The organism is Catenulispora acidiphila DSM 44928, from assembly GCF_000024025.1.
Lineage (GTDB): Bacteria > Actinomycetota > Actinomycetes > Streptomycetales > Catenulisporaceae > Catenulispora > Catenulispora acidiphila.
On record NC_013131.1, the window covers coordinates 2,871,426 to 2,889,542 of the forward strand.

The 18,117-nt window shown below is 70.1% G+C and carries 13 protein-coding genes; 7 read left to right on the forward strand and 6 right to left on the reverse strand.

From position 1 onward, the window contains the following. Positions 1–30 precede the first annotated feature (30 nt). Positions 31–1,323 (reverse strand): MFS transporter, encoded by a 1,293-nt coding sequence (locus CACI_RS12665; RefSeq protein ID WP_012786751.1) that lies wholly within the window; start codon positions 1,321–1,323, stop codon positions 31–33. Between the two features lie 165 nt (positions 1,324–1,488). Here CACI_RS12665 and CACI_RS12670 point away from each other — a divergent pair, with 165 nt between their 5' ends. After that, the gene (locus tag CACI_RS12670; protein WP_012786752.1) at positions 1,489–2,352 is read left to right on the forward strand and encodes an aldo/keto reductase; all 864 of its coding nucleotides are present in this window, start codon (positions 1,489–1,491) and stop codon (positions 2,350–2,352) included. Then, positions 2,349–3,491: a Gfo/Idh/MocA family protein gene (locus tag CACI_RS12675; RefSeq protein WP_012786753.1), complete on the forward strand. Its 1,143-nt coding sequence runs from the start codon at positions 2,349–2,351 to the stop codon at positions 3,489–3,491. The genes CACI_RS12670 and CACI_RS12675 overlap by 4 nt, the downstream gene beginning before the upstream one ends. A gap of 21 nt (positions 3,492–3,512) precedes the next feature. Here the strand turns inward: CACI_RS12675 and CACI_RS12680 are convergent, their stop codons facing one another. Both CACI_RS12680 and CACI_RS12685 read right to left on the reverse strand, forming a co-directional pair. Beyond that, positions 3,513–4,457, reverse strand: coding sequence for a hypothetical protein (locus CACI_RS12680; RefSeq protein ID WP_041540189.1), 945 nt, complete (start codon positions 4,455–4,457; stop codon positions 3,513–3,515). 109 nt (positions 4,458–4,566) lie between these two features. Further along, positions 4,567–7,401, reverse strand: a complete 2,835-nt coding sequence (locus CACI_RS12685; protein WP_012786755.1) for a hypothetical protein — start codon at positions 7,399–7,401, stop codon at positions 4,567–4,569. Between the two features lie 225 nt (positions 7,402–7,626). Between CACI_RS12685 and CACI_RS12690 the strand changes: the two genes are divergently transcribed. Together CACI_RS12690 and CACI_RS12695 are read left to right on the forward strand one after the other, a co-directional pair. Next, positions 7,627–7,899: a GlsB/YeaQ/YmgE family stress response membrane protein gene (locus tag CACI_RS12690; protein WP_012786756.1), complete on the forward strand. Its 273-nt coding sequence runs from the start codon at positions 7,627–7,629 to the stop codon at positions 7,897–7,899. A gap of 171 nt (positions 7,900–8,070) precedes the next feature. Next, positions 8,071–9,567: an alpha,alpha-trehalose-phosphate synthase (UDP-forming) gene (locus CACI_RS12695; protein WP_012786757.1), complete on the forward strand. Its 1,497-nt coding sequence runs from the start codon at positions 8,071–8,073 to the stop codon at positions 9,565–9,567. Positions 9,568–9,867: 300 nt separating this feature from the next. On the opposite strand, the gene CACI_RS12700 is transcribed toward CACI_RS12695, so the two are convergent. Continuing rightward, complete coding sequence (locus CACI_RS12700; RefSeq protein WP_012786758.1) at positions 9,868–10,809, reverse strand: UTP--glucose-1-phosphate uridylyltransferase; 942 nt, start codon at positions 10,807–10,809, stop codon at positions 9,868–9,870. An 85-nt stretch (positions 10,810–10,894) separates the two neighbouring features. Here CACI_RS12700 and CACI_RS12705 point away from each other — a divergent pair, with 85 nt between their 5' ends. The 3 genes from CACI_RS12705 (at position 10,895) to CACI_RS12715 (ending at position 14,408) form a co-directional block, all read left to right on the forward strand. Then, positions 10,895–11,467 carry a hemerythrin domain-containing protein gene (locus CACI_RS12705; RefSeq protein ID WP_012786759.1) on the forward strand — a complete coding sequence of 191 codons (573 nt, stop codon included), beginning with the start codon at positions 10,895–10,897 and terminating at the stop codon, positions 11,465–11,467. 120 nt (positions 11,468–11,587) lie between these two features. After that, positions 11,588–13,075, forward strand: a complete 1,488-nt coding sequence (locus CACI_RS12710) for an MFS transporter (RefSeq protein WP_012786760.1) — start codon at positions 11,588–11,590, stop codon at positions 13,073–13,075. 34 nt (positions 13,076–13,109) lie between these two features. Further along, positions 13,110–14,408 carry an FUSC family protein gene (locus tag CACI_RS12715; protein WP_012786761.1) on the forward strand — a complete coding sequence of 433 codons (1,299 nt, stop codon included), beginning with the start codon at positions 13,110–13,112 and terminating at the stop codon, positions 14,406–14,408. 491 nt (positions 14,409–14,899) lie between these two features. Here CACI_RS12715 and CACI_RS12720 read toward each other — a convergent pair whose 3' ends face one another. Continuing rightward, the gene (locus tag CACI_RS12720; protein ID WP_012786762.1) at positions 14,900–15,712 is read right to left on the reverse strand and encodes a hypothetical protein; all 813 of its coding nucleotides are present in this window, start codon (positions 15,710–15,712) and stop codon (positions 14,900–14,902) included. Between the two features lie 235 nt (positions 15,713–15,947). After that, positions 15,948–18,053 (reverse strand): alpha-galactosidase, encoded by a 2,106-nt coding sequence (locus CACI_RS12725; RefSeq protein ID WP_012786763.1) that lies wholly within the window; start codon positions 18,051–18,053, stop codon positions 15,948–15,950. Between the last annotated feature and the right edge of the window lie 64 nt (positions 18,054–18,117).

Here is an 18,117-nt window from a genome sequence, read left to right on the forward strand (position 1 = left end):
GATGCTCTGATCGCCCGGGGTGGTCCGCTTCTACACGACGCGGGCCACCCTCGGCGTAGCCGTCGGCGCTGTGGGGATGTCGCGCATGCCCCGCAGCGGCGAGAAGAAGAGCCAGAGCCCTGATAGGCAGCCGCCGATCGTGGCGATCCACAGCGACGTGCGCACGCCCAGCGTCGCCGCCAGCGCTCCGCCGACCACTCCGCCCAACGGCAGCGTTCCCCAGGTGATCCAGCGCGAGGCCGCGTTGACCCGGCCGAGCAGTTCCGGAGGGCACATCGCCTGGCGGTAGCTGGTCAGGGCGACGCCGCAGACGGTGGCGGAGAACGTCCAGGACGTCCAGCCGACCGCGAACAGCAGGCTCAGCCAGCCCGCACCGGATGCCGGAATCAGGAGGCCGGGCAAGGCGAACACGGTCATCGACAGCCAACTGATTCGCGCCGAACCCACCGTGCGGGCCAGGCGTCCCGACGCCAGTCCGCCCACCACGCCGCCGCAAGCGCCGGCGGCGAGCATCAGCCCGACGTAGCCGGGGCGCAGGTGGAGCGTCCGGACCAGGAAGACCGGACCGAGCGATTCGACCATGATGACGAAGAAGTTCGCCGACCCGCTCCACGCGGCGGCGCGTCGAAGGATCGGCTCGCGGGCGACGAACACGAGGCCTTCTTTGATCTGTGCGCGCATACGAGGCCGGTCAGCTTGAACGGCTTGCTCGGGCTCCGGCGCCGGCTCGCCTCTGCGGATCGCGAGCAGCGTCAGCGCCGATATGCCGTATGACGCGGCATCCCCGATCATCGACTTCGCCGCTCCGACCACACCCACCAACGCCGCCCCGAGTCCCGGTCCGGCGATCTGCGCCGCGGACTGCGACGTGCTGAGCTTCCCGTTGCCCTCCATGAGCTGGCTGCGGTCGATCAGCGCCGGCAGGTAGCTCTGGTACGCCACGGAGAAGAACACGGTCAGCACACTCGACGCCAGCGCGACGCCGTACAACTGCCCCACCGTGAGCACCCCGGCGACCTGAGCCACCGGCAGCGACCCGACCAACACCACCCGTCCCAGATCGCACCACAGCATCACCCGCCGCCGCGACAGCCGATCGACCAGCACCCCGGCAGGCAGCGCGACGAGCAGGAACGCACTCGTCGTCGCCGCCGACAACAACGCCACCTGCAGCGCACTCGCCTTCAGCACGACCAGCGCGACGAGCGGCAGCGCCAGCACCGAGACCTGGGAGCCGACCTCGCTGACCGTCTGCCCGCCCCACAGCAGCAGGAAGTCCCGGTTGCGCGTGAGCGGACGGGGCGCTGGCTCGTCTGTCGGCATGGCGTGATCGTCGCAAGACCCCGGAGCACTGTTCAACCGATATCATCGCCGCTGATGTCGGGATTCATCGCTGCCGCTGCTTAATGGCATCAGAAACTCGTGTTGGACAGGGCAATCCGGGGCAGCCAGGCTTGGAGCTACCGGAACCTGGATCCTGGAGGAACTATGCAGACGCGCCGCATCGGTGACACCGCCGTAAGCGCCATCGGGCTCGGCGGGATGCCCATGTCCATCGAGGGCCGCCCCGATGCCCAGCGTTCGATCGCCACGATCCACGCCGCGCTCGAGGCGGGCATCACCCTCATCGACACCGCCGACGCCTACCACCTGCACGCCGACGAGGTCGGCCACAACGAGAGCCTGATCGCCGGCGCGCTGGCGAGCTATGGCGGGGACACCTCCGAGGTGCTGGTCGCGACCAAGGGCGGGCACCTGCGTCCCGGTGACGGCAGCTGGACCCAGGACGGCTCGCCGGAGTACCTGAAGCGCGCGTGCGAAGCCTCGCTCAAGCGGCTCGGGGTGGACTCGATCGGGCTGTACCAGTTCCACCGCCCCGACCCGCGGGTCCCGTACGCCGACTCCATCGGCGCGATCCGCGACCTGCTCGACGAGGGCAAGATCCAGATGGCGGGCATCTCCAACGCCGACCGGGACCAGATCCGGCAGGCCACCGAGATCCTGGGCGGGCGGCTGGTCAGCGTGCAGAACGAGTTCTCGCCGCGCTTCCGCTCCAGCGAACCGGAGCTCGAGCTGTGTGCGGAACTGGGTCTGGCGTTTCTGCCGTGGAGCCCGCTGGGCGGTATCTCCCGGGCCGCCGGGCTGGGATCGCACTTCGCGGTCTTCGCCGAGATCGGCGAGGCGCACGGCGTCAGCCCGCAGCAGGTCTGCCTCGCGTGGCTGCTCGCCAAGGCGCCGGTCGTGATCCCGATCCCCGGGTCTTCGAGGCCTGAGACGATCCGCGACTCGGCGGCCGCGGTCGATCTGGTGCTGTCGGCTGAGGAGTTCGCCCGCTTGGACGCCCGCGCGTGACCGGCACCGCCGCCGACCCCGCCGCCAGCCCCATCGCCAACCCCGTCACCTTCGGGGTCGTCGGCAGCGGCTGGCGCTCGGAGTTCTTCGTCCGCCTCGCCGCCCTGCTGCCCGAGCAGCTGACGCTGGTCGGCGCGGCGGTGCGGCGCGCGCAGAGCGTCGAGGAGGTGGGGCGCCGGTGGAACGTGCCGGTGTACCTCTCGGCGGCGGAGCTGGTGGCGAAGCAGAAGCCTGATTTCGTGATCGTGAGCGTGCCGTGGCCGGTCACGCCGGAGGTCGTGGCGGAGCTGGCGGGCCAAGGCGTCCCGGTCCTCGCCGAGACGCCGCCGGCACCGGACGCCGACGGACTGCGCGAGCTGTGGGCCGCCGTCGGCGACACCGGCTTGGTGCAGGTCGCCGAGCAGTACCTGATGCTGCCGGGCCACGCGGCGCGGCTGGAGCTGGTCAGGCGCGGCGTGATCGGGCAGCCGACGTCGGTCCAGGTGTCCTCGACACACGGGTACCACGCGGTGTCGATGATCAGAGGTCTGCTGGGCGCAGGCGGTTCCGGTTCCGCCTTCGGCTTCGGACCGGTACGCGTGTCCGCCTCACAGTTCACCGCACCGCTGCTGGACCCCCTGACCCGCGCCGGCTGGACCGGCGACGACACTCCGAAGGACGCGGCAACGACCCTCGCCACCCTGGACTTCGGCAACGGCGCGTCAGGACTCTACGACTTCACCGACAACCAGTGGCACAACCGCCTGCGCCTGCGCCGGATCCTGGTCCGCGGCAGCCTCGGCGAGATCGCCGACGACACCGTGATCCGCTGGGGCGGCCCAGCCACGGTCCTGCGCTCGGAACTGGTCCGCTCCCAACTCGGCCACGACCTCAACCTGGACGGCCACGACACCGAACACCTGTCGTTCGACGGCGGCGTCGTCTACCGGAACCCGTTCCTAGGACTACGCCTGATGGACGAGGAGATCGCGATCGCGACCCTCCTGACCGCGACAGCAGCCTGGGTCCGCAACGCGGGCCCGGAGCCCTACCCGCTGGCCGAAGCATGCCAGGACCACCTGATCTCCCTCGCCATCGACGAGGCCGCGGTGTTGGGCGAGCCGGTGGTGACCGCGCTCGAGCCTTGGGGGCGCGGATAGCTCCCGGCCGGCTTCCGACCGCTACAGCTGGACGTCGCAGGCGTTGAGCGTGCCTGCGCCGTCCGTGCCGGTCCAGAAGATCGCCAGCGTACGCAGGAACGGTCGGTGGAGCAGCGCCGGCGCGGCGCTGCTGGTCTCGGGCAGTGTGTATACGGCGCTGATCGGGTCGGTGCCGTTCCGGATCGCGTCCACGTTCAGCGCTGCGACGTTGAGCGCTCCTGTGCCGTCGATACCGGTCCAGGCGACGCACAGCGGGCCGCCCGGGTACGCCGGCTCGATCGAGGACGGTCCGAATCCGCTGGCCTGCGCGGACCTGACCACTGCCGTGGGCAAGGGAAAGCCCGGCCGTACGAGGGCGAAGGTGAGGGCGCCGTCGGAGGCGGTCCAGGCCCACAGCGTTTCCCCGTTGTCGGTGGCGAGCGCCTGCGCCGGTCCCCGTGCGTCGACGATGAAGTCCGACGTGCTGGGCGCGCCGAAGACCAGGTCCCCGGTCTCCTCGATGAGGACCGACCGGCTGCTCTGGTCCAGGACGCCGAGCCGGTTGACGTCGCCGGCGCCGCCGCCGGTCCAGACCGGTCCGGACGTGGCGGACACCGAGTCGCCGGCCACCAGCGCGCGGCCGACGATCTGCCCGGTGAGCTGCCAGGAGCTGGTGTTCACGCCGAGATCGGCGGCGTTGAGCGAGTGCGCGCCGTTGATCCCGGCCCAGGCGAGCTGGACCGTGTAGCGGACCGTCAGGATCCTGCTCAGGCTGGGCGCGTGGTCCGAGGCGTCGGCGAGGACCGTCGACCGCAGTGTCGTCCCCGACAGTCCGCCCGAGGAACCGATCACATTCGCGACCGTCAGATTCCGGCTGTTCTGATTGCCGCGCCAGGCGACGATCAGGTTGCCGGCAAGCTCCGAGACCGCCGGTCCGGCCGTGCTCGTCGCGTCCCACCAGGTGACTTTGTTCGATACCGATGACATGGCTTCCCCCCGATTCCTCACCATCGCACCACCGTGGACCCCTGTCCATGAGGGCTTGCCCCAAGGCGCAGCCCCTCGCAGACCCTGAACCTGGGCCGCGATGTCAGAGTCAGAGGCCGATGTCCCTCGCGGCATCGGCGACCTCGGGGTGTGGCGAGGCGCGCAGTGTGGCGATGATGTCGTGCCAGGACGCGTCGCTGGTCTCGTGGGTGATGACTGCGTTCGCGAGTTGTCCGGCGACGAGACCGCCTGCCAGGTCGCCGCGTTGAGCGAGGGTCTGCGCAGCGAGCAGGAGGTGGGGCGGCGGGCGGTCGCCGAGGTGGCGGGCGATGCGCTCTTGGAGGCGGCGCTCGGATGTGCCGGCCAGGTAGGGGCGGTCCGTCAGCAGGTTCGCGTAGGTGGTGAGCCGGGTGGCGAGGTCGTCGGCGGTCGGGTCCACGAGTGCCAGCGCCAGGTCGAGGGCGCGACGTGCGTGCCGGGGGTCGGAGGCGAGTGCGGCGAGGCACTGCTCGACCAGGTCCAGGGTCCACGGCTCAGGGGTCTGATAGCCGCCACGGAGGTTGGCGATGGTGTGCGTCAGTGGCGAGGCGTGCTTGGCCTGCGTTGGGTCGTCGGCGAGGCGGCGCAGCAGGTCCGGGGCGCGGTCGGTGGCCGATCCGGTCGCGATCAGGGCCCTGATGAGCTCCGACGCCAGGTCCGCTTCGTCGGGGTCCGGGCCGAAGAGGGTGTCGACCAGTTCGTCGACGCCACCCCGGTACCACGGTGCCCAGACCGCGAACGCCTTCAGCCCGCGGAACCGGACCCCACCGTCGTCCGAGGCACGCAGCAGGTTCCGCACAATCCTCGCGTAGGCGGCGCGCGCCTCGGGCGGATACTGCCGCGGATGAGGCTGGAAGAGCGTGCGGATCATCAGCTCGCTCATCTCAGGACCGACAGCGGCGGCGACGGCATCGAGCGCACGCGGATCCTCAGTCGCGCCACGCAGCACGACCGCTATCGCCACCCGCACGTCGCGATGCGTATCAGGCTGCTGCCAGGCGCGAAGGAGAACGTCCAAGTGACCCGGGACCCGGTTGCGCCGAAGCTGGTGCACAACCTGCTTGCGGAGCGTGACTTTGCTGTCCGAAGCGAAGAGTGCTGATACAAGTGCCGGCCCGAGTACAGAGGGACGTACCCGCGCGCAGCACGCCGCGAGAGCCGCGACGGCTTCGGGGGAGCGTGCCCCGTTGGCTTCGGCGAGGAGTCGGGACAAGGCGACCTCGGCCGATTCGGCGGAGGATCCAGAAGCCTCGACAACGGCTTCACCGCGCTGCACCGCAAGCACCGCCTCATCGCCGACAACCGCCGGCAGCTCCGCACAGTTCTCAGCCCGCCGACCCAACGCGCGCCGCAAATCCCTGACGACCGCCTCGTCGTCCAGCCACGGCCGCAGCACCGCGACCAGCTCGCGCTCCTGCCCCGGCAGCAGCGCCAGGTCCAGCCGCCAGTCGTCCGGCGGCGCGTCCGGACGATAGCCACGCCGCCGTCGTCGCCGCACCACCGGCGGATTCAGCTCCTCGACGCTCGGCACGGCCAGCCCCGCCGCGCCGAACCGCGCGACGAGCCGCCGATACACGTCCAAAGCCCACACGACCAAGCCCGGCGACGTCTGATGCCGCAGCGTCCGGCGAGCCAGAATCCTGAGCGACCGCCGCGTCTGCTGTGAGGAGTCCCGCGCCTGGATCGCGACTGCCGTCAGCTGTTCCAGGACCGGGACCCACTCGTCCGAGAACACCGCCACCGGCAGCGTGACCAGCGATTCCAGGAAGAACCCCCGCACCGGATCCGGCTCGTTCACCACGCGCGGGACCAGCGCCTCGACCTGCCGAAGCACCTCCGCCCCCGCGCCGGTGTCCGCCGCGTGCCGCAGCAGCAGCGCCCGCGCCGCCTTGCGCACCGCCGACGTCCCGGAGGCGGCGGCATCCGTCAGTACCGGGACCGCCTCGTCGCTCGGCAGATACGACGCCAGCAGCAGCTCAACCGCTTCGGCGTGGGACCGTCTCCGGCTCGCGTGCCACTGCGGCCGGTACCACTCCAGCATCCGCCGTGCCTCGGCCGCGGCTCTGGCCGGCGGCAGCACGCTGAGCAGCGGCTCGGCCCACATCGGCGGGAGCTCCGGAGCGGCTGCGACGAAGGCGTCGACCAAGCCCTCGCGCCGAGCCGGCGGCATCTCCTCCAGCACCGAGCACAACGCGTGCGCGTCGCCGTCCGCGTAAGCGATGATCTCTGCGTCGTCCAAGGCTGCCAGAGCCCTGCAGTACCGCTGCGCTGCTCGCCGCCGGCCATCGGCGGCCACCACAGGCCAGGAGCCGACCGGATCCGCCTTCGCCATCGCGGTCATGGCGCGGGACGGGAGGTAGAGCCCGTACCGGGCGTCATGCGTGTTCAGCAGCGCGATCGTCCGCATCGGCAAGGACTCCGCGAGGATGGCCAGAACGTTGCCCCACCGCCGGAAGTACGGGTAGCCGGGGAGGCCGAGCGCCGGATCGCCACTCTCGATGTAGGCCATCACGACGTCCGGATGCCTGCGGGTCAGCGCGGTCCACGAGCCCACCGCGTGCGCCAGCTCTGGCAACCGCTCCGCCGCCACATCAGCCGAACACGCCGGCAGCACAGCCGCGGCCTCGCCATCGCCCCACTGCTGACGCACCGCCGGCAGCAGCCGGTCGGCGAGCGCAGTCCGGCGCGCGTGAAACAGGGTCCGATAGAACGCCCGACGCAGTTCCAGCGACGCGTCCGCCAGGACGGCCGCCGCGGCGTCGTCCGCCACCGGCAGGGTCCTGACCGCCCGTAGCGCGGCCCGCCGGAGGGCGAGGTCGTCGCCCCGCAGTGCTTCCTCGATCACCGGGAAGTCCCGATCGATCATCGCTTGGTGCAACGCCGCCCGGCGTTCCGCGTCGATCATGCGCCGACGGTGCCCTCGACCCTTCGCGTGTTCATGGCCGTGATGCTCGCAGTACTCGAGGTCGCGCCGCAACGGAATTGCCTAGTGGTGATAGCTGATGATCGACAACCCTGACCCATTCGGCCGCCAGTTTGGTTCAGTCCGCAGGGCAGGGGCATAGGGGAGTCGCTCAAGCACCCGCACTGGCAAGCCACGACAGTTCTCAACAGTTATGGAGGAGCGGCCATGTTCCAGCTCTTGTGGATCCTCATCGTGGGCCTCATCCTCGGCGCCCTGGCCCGCCTCATCCTGTCCGGCAAGCAGAACATCCCGATCTGGCTGACCATGATCGCCGGCGTCGGTGGCGCCTGGCTCGGCAACGCGGTCTCCGGCTGGATCCACGTCCGGCACACCGGAGGCGTGGACTGGATCCGCCACGCACTTCAGCTGGGCTTCGCGGTCGCTCTGGTCGCCCTGGCCAGTGCGATGTGGGCAGGACGCAGCTCGGCGCGGCACTAAGAGGACGCCGCCGACACCAACCGCCGTCAGCGCACCGAACGGCCGAACCCATAACGGCCACACCTGGTGCTCACCAATACTGGGGATGCACGGTGCGCTGCGGCTTTAGAAGATCGTTTCGGTTCACGGCAGCCGCCGGGGACAGCTACCAAGGGGAGAGGTGTTTGGCCTGTGGGAGGCACGACGAGGCGCGGCGCGGATTTCCTGGTAGTCGCCAACCGGCTGCCGGTCGATCTGGAGCGCCTCGACGACGGCACCGAGCGGTGGCGGCCGAGTCCCGGCGGACTGGTCAGCGCCCTCGAGCCCTTCCTCCGCAGCCGCCGCGCCGCCTGGGTCGGCTGGTCCGGACGCGCCGACAGGGACCTGGAACCGTTCGACGACGACGGCCTGCAGATGCATCCGGTCCGGCTGTCCTCCGCCGAGGTGAGGGACTACTACGAGGGCTTCTCCAACGGCACGCTGTGGCCGCTGTATCACGACGTCGTTGTCCCGCCGGTCTTCGAACGCTCCTGGTGGGACAGCTACGTCGAGGTCAACCAGCGGTTCGCTGACGCCGCCGCGAAGGTGGCAGGCGAGGGCGCGACCGTGTGGGTGCAGGACTACCAGCTTCAGTTGGTCCCGGCGATGCTCCGCGAGCAGCGTCCCGACCTGCACATCGGCTTCTTCCTGCACATCCCGTTTCCGCCGGTGGAGCTGTTTATGCAGCTGCCGTGGCGGAAGGAGGTCGTGCGCGGATTGCTCGGCGCTGACGTGGTCGGGTTCCAGATGCCCGGAGGAGCGCAGAACTTCCTATGGCTGACCCGCCAGCTGCTCGGGTTGGAGCCGACGAGAGCGGCGGTGCGGGTCCGCAGCCGTCCCGGGTCAGTGCCGTTCGACGGCCGCCAGGTCCGGGTCGGAGCCTTCCCGATCTCCATCGACGCCGCCTCGTTCGACAAGCTGGCCCGGCAGCCCGAAACCGTCGAACGTGCCAAGGAGATGCGCTCGGCGATGGGCGATCCCCAGCACCTCCTGCTGGGTGTGGACCGGCTGGACTACACCAAGGGCATTGACGTACGGCTGCGCGCCCTGCGCGAGCTGCTGGTCTCGGGGCGGGTGGACCGGGAGTCGGTGGCGATGGTCCAACTGGCTACCCCGAGCCGCGAGCGGGTCGATCAGTACAAAGCGATGCGGCGCAGCATCGAGGAGCAGGTCGGACGGCTCAACGGCGAGTTCGGCCGGGTCGGGCGCCCGATCGTGCACTACCTGCACCAGCCGATGGACCGCGACGAGCTGGTCGCCCTGTACAGCGCGGCCGACGTCATGGTGGTCACGCCGCTGCGCGACGGCATGAACCTGGTGTGCAAGGAGTATGTCGCAACCCGGCGCGGGCTCGACGGCGTGCTGGTGCTGTCCGAGTTCGCCGGGGCGGCCTCCGAGCTGACCGGTGCGCTGCTGGTCAACCCGCACGACCTGGACGGCGTGGCCGAGGCGCTGGAGCGCGCGCTGACCATGGACCCGATGGAGAAGCGGGGACGGATGCGGACCCTGCACCGGCAGGTCATGACCCACGACGTGGGCCGCTGGGCGAAGTCCTTCCTGGACTTCCTCGACCCCGCCACAGCCGCGGCCGCCGCCGCGGAAATGGCGAACGGCGCGGAGGCCGAGCAGCACCGGACCTCTGAGCACTGACCCGCCGATCACCGACCCGCAGACCACCGACCGCTGACTCGCCGATCAGCCATCCAGCTATCAGCTGCCTGAGGCTCCGCTACTGTTGCCGTTTCCGCTGACCCGCTGACCCGCTGACCCGCTGACCGCTGACCAGCTATCAGCTGCCTGAGACTCAGCTACTGTTGCCGTTTCCGCTGACCCGCCGACCGCCGACCGCCGACCGCCGACCGCCGACCGCCGACCGCTGACCAGCTATCAGCTGCTTGACGCTCCGCCACTGTTGCCGTTTCCGCTGACCCGCCGATCAGCTATCAGCCATCAGCTGCCCGAGGCGCCGCCACCGCCACCGTTTCCGCTGTCGAGACCGGCGTCGATGCCGGCGGCGAGCGATCGCAGCACCGGTCCGTACTCGGGATCGGCCAAGGCGTGCGCGAACTGCGCGACCAGGTAGTCCGCCGGGTTGCCGGTGTCATACCAGTGCCCTGCGATGACCTGCCCGTACACCGCGCGGGTCTCGGCGTAGGCGTTGATCGCGTCGGTGAGGTACACCTCGCCGGTGCGCTGCCGCGACCAGCGCACGGTCGCCTCGTGCAGCTCCTCCACGATCCCGGGGGTGACGACGTAGCCGCCGATCGCGGCGAAGTCGCTCGGCGCGTCCGCGGGCTTGGGCTTCTCCAACAGGCCCGAGATCCGCAGCAAGCCCTCGCCGAGGTCCTCGTGGACGATCGGGACGCCGTAGCGCTGCGACTGCGAGCGGTCCATCGGCATCAGCGCCAGCATCGGACAGCCGGTCGCCTCATAGGCGGCGATGAGCTGCTGCGCGCGCGGGACCTCGGCCACGAACACGTCGTCGGGCCACAGCACGAGCATCGGCTCGGTGCTGCCCAGACCGCGCGCGGCGTTCAGCACCGGGGTGCCGTTGCCGTACGGGCCGTGCTGGTCCTGGTAGGTGATGTGGCCGGCGCGCGCCAGCTCGGCGACGTCCTCGACGGCTTGGGCGTAGTCGTCCTTGCCCGCGGCGCGCAGCTGCTCCACGAGCGCCGGGTTCGGACGGAAGTGGTCCTGGATCAGCGACTTGCCGCCGGAGACGACGATGGTGATGTCGGTGATGCCGGAGGCCACCAGCTCGCGCACCGTGTGCTCGATCACCGGCCGGTCGCCGACCGGCAGCATCTCCTTGGGGATCGCCTTGGTCAAAGGGAGCATGCGCGAACCGATCCCGGCCGCCGGGATCACCGCCCTGCGGATCGTCTCAGCCACACACCGGACGCTACCAACCCCCCGCCTGGCCGCGTGCCGCGACACGCGGCGGTTTGGCGGCGCGTGGCGCGGACACCAGGTGATCATGACTGACACAGACCGGCGGGATGTGGTCGAGGTACTCACTCACGACCACCGCGAAGTCCAGGAGATGTTCGGCAAGTTCGAGACCGCCGGCATCGGCGACGCCCGGAACGTCAAAGCCCTGGTGGACGAGGTCGTCATCGAGCTCTCTCGGCACTCGGTGGCAGAGGAGGAGCACCTCTACCCGGCCGTGCGCCGGTGCGTGCCGAACGGCAACGCGATGGCCGACCGGGAGATCCGCGAGCACGCGGACGCGGAGGTGCTCATGCGGGACCTGAGCCGCATGGAGCCGAACGACGAGGAGTTCGGCCCGAAACTCGCCAGGCTCATGGCGACGGTCCGCGAGCACATCGCGGAGGAGGAGGAGCAGCTGTTCCCGGCGCTCGTCGCCCACAGCACTCAGAGCGAGCTCGATGAGCTGGGGAGGAAGGTGATCGCGGCCAAGAAGGCCGCACCGACCCGCCCGCATCCGTCGGTGCCGCACAGCCCTCCCATGGACAAGGTGCTGGCGCCGGCGCTCGGCCTGGTCGACAAGGTGCGGGACGCGCTGACGCACCGCGGCACGAAGGACTGATTGCCCGGCCGTCCGGATTCCGCCCGATGGTCAATCGGGTGATCTTTCTGATTCGGATTCCCGGACCCGGGCATCTTCGGGTCATTGCCGTCACCACCTGGGTCGATCGGAGGTCAGTGGATGAGCGTCGTCACGGACGAGCCCAAGGGAGCCGTCCACCGCAGCCTGGTGCCCGCGCGCATGGACCGGCTGCCGTGGGCGAGGTTCCACTGGCTGGTGGTCGTCGGGCTCGGGGTGTCGTGGATCCTGGACGGTCTGGAGATCCAGATCGTCTCGCAGGCCGGCTACCAGGACTCCCTCGGATTGACCACCGCCCAAGTCGGCGCGGTCGGGTCGGTGTACCTAGCCGGCGAGGTGGCCGGGGCGCTGGTCTTCGGCCGCATCACCGACCGGCTCGGCCGGCGCAAGCTCTTCATGGTCACGCTCGGCATCTACCTGGTCGCCAGCGGTCTGGCGGGCTTCTCCTGGGATCTGTGGTCGCTGCTGGTCCTGCGGTTCATCGCCGGGACCGGAATCGGCGGGGAGTACACCGCGATCAACTCCGCGATCGACGAGCTGATCCCGTCGCACTACCGGGGACGCGTCGACATCGCCGTCAACGGCACGTATTGGGGAGGCGCGGCGATCGGTGCCGCGGCGAACCTGTATCTGCTCTCTGACCAGGTCCCGCAGAACATCGGGTGGCGGATCGGGTTCCTGATCGGTCCCACGATCGGCGTCGCGATCATCGTTCTGCGGCGTCATATCCCCGAAAGTCCGCGCTGGCTGATGACCCACGGCCGTCAAGCCGAGGCTGAGCAGGTCGTCGACGACATCGAGGACCGGGTGCGAGCCGACGGCGCGGAGCTGGAGGACGTGCCGGACAGCAAGGCGATCGAGATCGTCCCCGAGAAGAGCATCACCTACCGGCAGATGGCACGGGTGTTCTTCGGGCAGTATCCGCGGCGGTCGATCCTGGGCTTCTCGATGATGGTGACCCAGGCCTTCCTCTACAACGCGATCTTCTTCACCTACGCCTTGGTGCTCGAGCACTTCTATGGCGTCTCCAAGGCGCACACGAGCTACTACTTCTTCCCGTTCGCGCTGGGCAACCTGGCCGGGCCGCTGCTGATGGGGCATCTGTTCGACACCATCGGACGGCGCAAGATGATCCTGCTGACGTACGGCCTTTCCGGGCTCCTGCTGCTGGTGTCTGCCTTCTTCTTCCACGCCGGCGTGCTGAACGCCACCACGCAGACGGCGTTTTGGTGCGTGACCTTCTTCTTCGCCTCAGCTGGCGCGTCCTCGGCCTACCTGACGGTGAGCGAGATCTTCCCGCTGGAGCTGCGGGCGCAGGCGATCTCCTTCTTCTTCGCGATCTCCCAAGGCGCGGGCGGCGTTGTCGCGCCGTTCCTGTTCGGTCACCTGATCGGCGGTCAGAACAACCCGCATCCGGACCGGACGCCGTTGTTCTGGGGCTACGTCATCGGCGCGATCGTGATGATGATCGGCGGGGCGGTCGGCTGGTTCCTTGGAGTGAATGCCGAGCGCCAGTCGCTGGAGGACGTCGCCCGGCCGATCTCGGCTCGCGACAATGGCGGCGGCGCCGTGTCCGCGGCTACCACCTAGGGCGCTGGACCGGCGGAGCGGAGGACTGGAGCGGATGCCGCGGGTTCCGGATCTTCGCTCGGCCAGCTCGGCCAGCTCGGCCAGCTCGGCCAGCTCGGCCAGCTCGGCCAGCTCGGCTGCCTCGGCGTGGGCGGCGAGGCTGCCGCGGTACCGCAACGACCCGGTGGTCATGTGGACGATCCGCGCGACCACCGCGGCGGTCCTGGCCTTCGCCGTCGCGACCTGGCTCAGCTCCGAGCCGGCGCCGCTGACCGCACCGCTCACCGCGCTGCTGGTCGTCCAGGTGACGCTGTACGCGACGCTGACCACCGGCATCCGGCGGGTGGTCTCGGTGGTGGCCGGCGTGCTGATCGCGGTCGGCTTCAGCGCCGTGGTCGGCCTGTCCTGGTGGAGCCTGGGCCTGATCATCCTGGCCGCACTCACCATCGGCCAGTTCATCCACGTCGGCGAGTTCGTCAACGAGGTCGCGATCAGCGCGATGCTGGTCCTAGGCGTGACCCAGCTGGCCTCCCAGGCATGGGAGCGCGTCCTGGAGACCCTGATCGGCGCCGGCGTCGGCCTCCTGTTCAACATCGTCCTCGCCCCACCGGTCTGGGTCGACCCCGCCGCCGAATCGATCGTCGGCCTCGCCCGCCGCACCCGCAACCTCCTCCTGAGCATCGGCGAGGAACTCGACACCCCCCTCCCGGTCCACCAAGCCGCCAACCGCCTCCACGAAGCCCGCCGCCTCGACCAAGCCGTCGCCGACGTAGACGCCGCCCTCCGCCAAGCCGAAGAAAGCCTCCGCCTCAACCCCCGAATCAGCGAGGGCTTACTAGCCCGCCTAGTCCTCCGGACCGGCCTCGACACACTCGAAATCTGCGTCGTCGTAGTCCGCGTCCTAGCCCGCTCCCTCACCGACCTCGCCAAACAACGCGAAGAAGCCGAACCCCTCTTCCCCGCCGAAACAGCCCAAGCACTCCAAGAACTCCTCGCCGACATCGGCGCCGCACTAGTCAGCTACGCAGTCCTGGTCACAACGCCACTCAGCGACAGCGCCGAGCAAGCGGAGAACCGCCTAGCATCCGAACTCTCAGCCGCATGGGACCTCCGACAACCAGTCGCAGAGATGCTCCTCCACAGCGTGCAACAACACCCCCACGCCTGGCAGCTCCACGGCTCCCTCCTAGCCGAGATCGACCGCATGCTCGACGAAATGGACCTAGAACACCGCTCCCAGCGCCTGATGCAAGAACTGGACCGCGCCGCAGCCGCCCGCCACGAAAGATCAGCCCGCTTCGCCACCCTCAAGCGCCTCGCGCGCATGGAGTGGCTGCCTGGCCGCGCGGGCTGACGCGGCGGGGAGCTGTGGCAGGCGGCAGGCGGCAGGCGGTGAGCCGTGGCAACTGGCCGGGGCGGCAGGTAGGTGGCGAGCGTCGATGCGCGGTCGAGGTGGCGAGTGGAGGCAACTGGCAGGCAGCAGGCAGCAATCGGCGGGCGGCAGCACACCGAGGCAGCAGGCAGGTGGCGAGCGGTGATGCGCGGCCGAGGTGGCGGGTCGCGGCGATCGGCATGCTCTGGCAGGCGGCAATCGCCAAGCAGCAATGGCAAGCAGCAAGCGGCGATCGGTCGGCGTCAGTGCACAGCCGGGCAGTGGGTCGCAGTCAGGCGGCAATCGGCGGCTGGCAGGTGGCGAGTGGTGGTCGGCAGTCGAGGCGGCACCCGGGCGGCTGGCATGCAGCTGAGGCGGCAGCCGCTGTCAGGTAGTTGAGAGGGCAAGCGGTCCTAGCCGAGTCAGTCCTCGATCGCCTGCGCCCGCCCGAAACCACCTCACCCTCGCAGTGCTCAGCCGGCGTTGGGGTCCGGCTCGCGCCAGGCGTCGCCGCCGTGGCCTTGGTGGTGGTCGGCGTCGAGGCTGGTGGTGATGCCGTCGTCGTGGCGGGTGAGTTTGAGGAGGGCGCCGGCGATGCGGGTGGCTAGCATGCCGGAGATTGTGGCGGGGGACAGGAGGGGGCCGTGGTCGGTGACTCCGGGCAGGGGGGTTTTGGTCGGCGGTTCGAAGTCGGCGGGGATGGTGGTGATCTGGCGGGCGCCCAGCTTGCGGCAGCGGTCGACGACCTCGGCCGGGTTCGGGTCGCCGCCGTGGAGGGCGACTTCCACCCACGGGACGCTCTCCTGCACCTTCACCAGGTGGGCGATGCGGAACAGTTCGGCGTCGTCGAAGGGGTTGGCGGCCTTCGCGGTCAGGACCACCGCGAGGTCCGTGGCGCTGGGCTGCCCGGCGACGGCGGCGGCGCCGGCCACCGCGACGCGCAGCCAGCCGGTCAGCAGGGTCGAGCTGCCGAACGGATCGGCGAGCACGATCCGCCCCGGCTCCACGCTGCCGCTCAGGCCCAGCAGCGTGCGGGCGCTGTCGGCGACCAGCCGGGGATCGCGCCCCAGCGTCATCGGCACGACGCACACCGGCAGATCGGTGGTGTCAAGAGCCTGCTGCACCGCGACCTGCAAGTGCTGACGCGCCGACGACGCGCGCAGCAGCGGTCCCTGCTCGGGCAGCGGCTCCAGCGCGACGTCGCCACCGCCCTCGTGGCCGCCGACGAGGACCACCGTGGCCCGTGCGGCGTCCACCGTTGCCACGGTGCGGAGGGACGGTTTCATGCTTCCTCGCATCCATTCACTGTGAGCGGGCCGATCAGGTGCACGGAGCTGACGAGCTGACGAGCCGCCAAGCCTCCGAGCTGCCGCGCTTCCACAGATCAGTTCTAACGGCTATATCGCCAACCCACCTGGTCGGCGATACAAAAGGGTGAGCTGATCACGATCCCCCCGACTACCCACCTTACAAATTCCCAACCAATCGTTCGGCAGCGGGGCGGGATCAGCGGCATCCCGCCTACACCCGCCGCAGGTGATACAGAGCGCTGGCATAGTCCCCGCGCGGCAGATCCAGACGGAGCCCCGCCCGCGCCGCGGCGCCGGTGATCCGCACCTGCCGATCGACGTCGTAGTACTCGGCGTCGGGATCCAGCGCCGTCAGACGTACCAGCGGACCCGGTAGTCCGACCGCTGTCGCAGCCCGCCAAGCGATGACCACATGCTCATCGCCTCCCTCGCCTCCCTCGCCTCCCTCCGACGCGTAGTGCACCGCCGCGGTGTGCCCATCGGTCGCCGGCCGATACAGCACACCGTGCTGCACGACCCCGCGAACCCGCTTGTACACCGCGACGAGCTCCGCCGCCTCGGCCAGCTCCTCGCGCGTCCACTCGGTCAGCTTCCCCCCGATGCCGAGCGCGCCGGCCATGGAGACGTGGAACCGGAAACGCAGCGGCGTCGAACGACCCGTCGCGATGTTCGGGCTGTCAGTGACCCACGCCGCCATGACCTCGGCGGGGAAGAGCATGCTGAAGCCGTTCTGAATCGCGAGCCGGTCCACCGGATCAGTGTTGTCCGACGTCCAGACCTGGTCCGTGCGCGCCAGAACGCCGATGTCGGCACGCCCGCCACCCCCGGCGCAGGCCTCGATCCGCAGCTGCGGATGGTCGGCGCGCAGCCGGTCCATGATCCGGTAGACGGCTCGAGTGTGGTCGATCCACAGCCGGTCAGGGTCAGGGTGCCCCGGCCAGCCGGCGTCAGTGACCGCCCGGTTCGCATCCCACTTCAAGAAGTCGATGCCATGCTCGCGCACCAGCTGGTCGAGCCACTGGTGCGCCCACTGCGCCACGTCCTCGCGGCCGTAGTTGAGCATGAGCTGCTGCCGCAGCTCCGTCGCGTCGCGCTGCGGCGTGTGCACCACCCAGTCGGGGTACTCGCGGAACAAGTCGCTGTCGGCGTTGACCATCTCCGGCTCGACCCAGAGCCCGAAGCGCATGCCGAGCTGGTGCACCTTCTGCACCAGCGGCCCGAGCCCGTGCGGGAAGGCGCCGGGGTAGGGGCGCCAGTCGCCGAGCCCGGCGGTGTCGTCGCGGCGGCCGCCGAACCAGCCGTCGTCGAGGACGAACAGCTCGACGCCGAGCTGCGCGGCGGTCTCGGCCAGCCGCAGTTGCCCGGCCTCGTCCACCGCGAAGCCGGTCGCCTCCCAGGAGTTGTAGACCACCGGCCGGTCCTCGGCCGGCGCCGGAATGACATAGCGCCGCAGGTAGTCGTGCCAAGCCCGGGCGGCGCCGCCGAAGCCGCCGACGGTGTGCAGCCCGGCGAAGACCGGCGTCTCAAGGCTCTGATCCGGACCCAAGGTCCAGGTGATGCCCTCGTGGCCGAAGCCGCCGGTCCAGGTGACCCGGTCCGCCGGATCGCGGTGCACGGTGACGCGCCAGCTTCCGCTCCAGGCGAGCGCGGTGCTCCACACCGATCCGCGGTCCTCCTCGGCGGTTCCGTCGTCGACGGCGAGCCAGGGGTTCGCGTGGTGGCTGGTGAGTCCGCGGCGGCTGGTGAAGACCGTCTCGGCGACCGGGACCTGCGTGCGGCGCAGCTGGAACTCGTGGTTCCAGCCGCCGACCAGATGCGACATCCGGTAGTCGGTGAGGTGCGGGATCGTCCATGCCGCCGAGTCCAGGCGGCCGACGGTGATCGGCGCCTCGCCGTCGTTGGCCAGGACCGTCCAGCGTTCGATGACGTCGGTGTCGGGGCGCACCCGATAGTGCAGTTCGGCACGCAGCGGATAACGCCGGTCCCGCAGGCGGATCACCAGATGCCCGCCGTCGATCTCGTGCCCGGCGCCGGTCCACTGCGCGCCGCGCGTGCCGTCGGCGAACCGGACCTGCAAGCCCGCCGGGCCGAACCGGGCACCGGTCTCGATGCCGAGCTCGTCGGCCGCGCCGTCGCCGTCGAAGCTGCTGGCCGGCGCCGTCGGCGCGCAGGCGTGCACCGCCTCCGGCGATCCCCACGCGACGTGCCGGGGACTGCCGTCGGGATCTTCACGCAGCAGGTAGCGCGAGCCGGGGGTGCTCAGCAGCCACAGGCCGCGTGCGGGGTCGTGGACGACGGGTTGCGGGGGAACACGCACAGGTCAACCTCACCAAAAGCGATCAAAGGCGGTGGGGAGCCGCAAGCCGCGAGCGTAGGGCTCG

Excerpts from the sequence above, each read along its gene's own strand:
- CACI_RS12665 (WP_012786751.1), bottom strand. The coding sequence starts at position 1,323 with ATGCCGACAGACGAGCCAGCGCCCCGTCCGCTCACGCGCAACCGGGAC.
- CACI_RS12670 (WP_012786752.1), top strand. The coding sequence starts at position 1,489 with ATGCAGACGCGCCGCATCGGTGACACCGCCGTAAGCGCCATCGGGCTC.
- CACI_RS12680 (WP_041540189.1), bottom strand. The coding sequence starts at position 4,457 with ATGTCATCGGTATCGAACAAAGTCACCTGGTGGGACGCGACGAGCACG.
- CACI_RS12685 (WP_012786755.1), bottom strand. The coding sequence starts at position 7,401 with ATGATCGACGCGGAACGCCGGGCGGCGTTGCACCAAGCGATGATCGAT.
- CACI_RS12690 (WP_012786756.1), top strand. The coding sequence starts at position 7,627 with ATGTTCCAGCTCTTGTGGATCCTCATCGTGGGCCTCATCCTCGGCGCC.
- CACI_RS12705 (WP_012786759.1), top strand. The coding sequence starts at position 10,895 with ATGACTGACACAGACCGGCGGGATGTGGTCGAGGTACTCACTCACGAC.
- CACI_RS12710 (WP_012786760.1), top strand. The coding sequence starts at position 11,588 with ATGAGCGTCGTCACGGACGAGCCCAAGGGAGCCGTCCACCGCAGCCTG.
- CACI_RS12715 (WP_012786761.1), top strand. The coding sequence starts at position 13,110 with ATGCCGCGGGTTCCGGATCTTCGCTCGGCCAGCTCGGCCAGCTCGGCC.
- CACI_RS12720 (WP_012786762.1), bottom strand. The coding sequence starts at position 15,712 with ATGAAACCGTCCCTCCGCACCGTGGCAACGGTGGACGCCGCACGGGCC.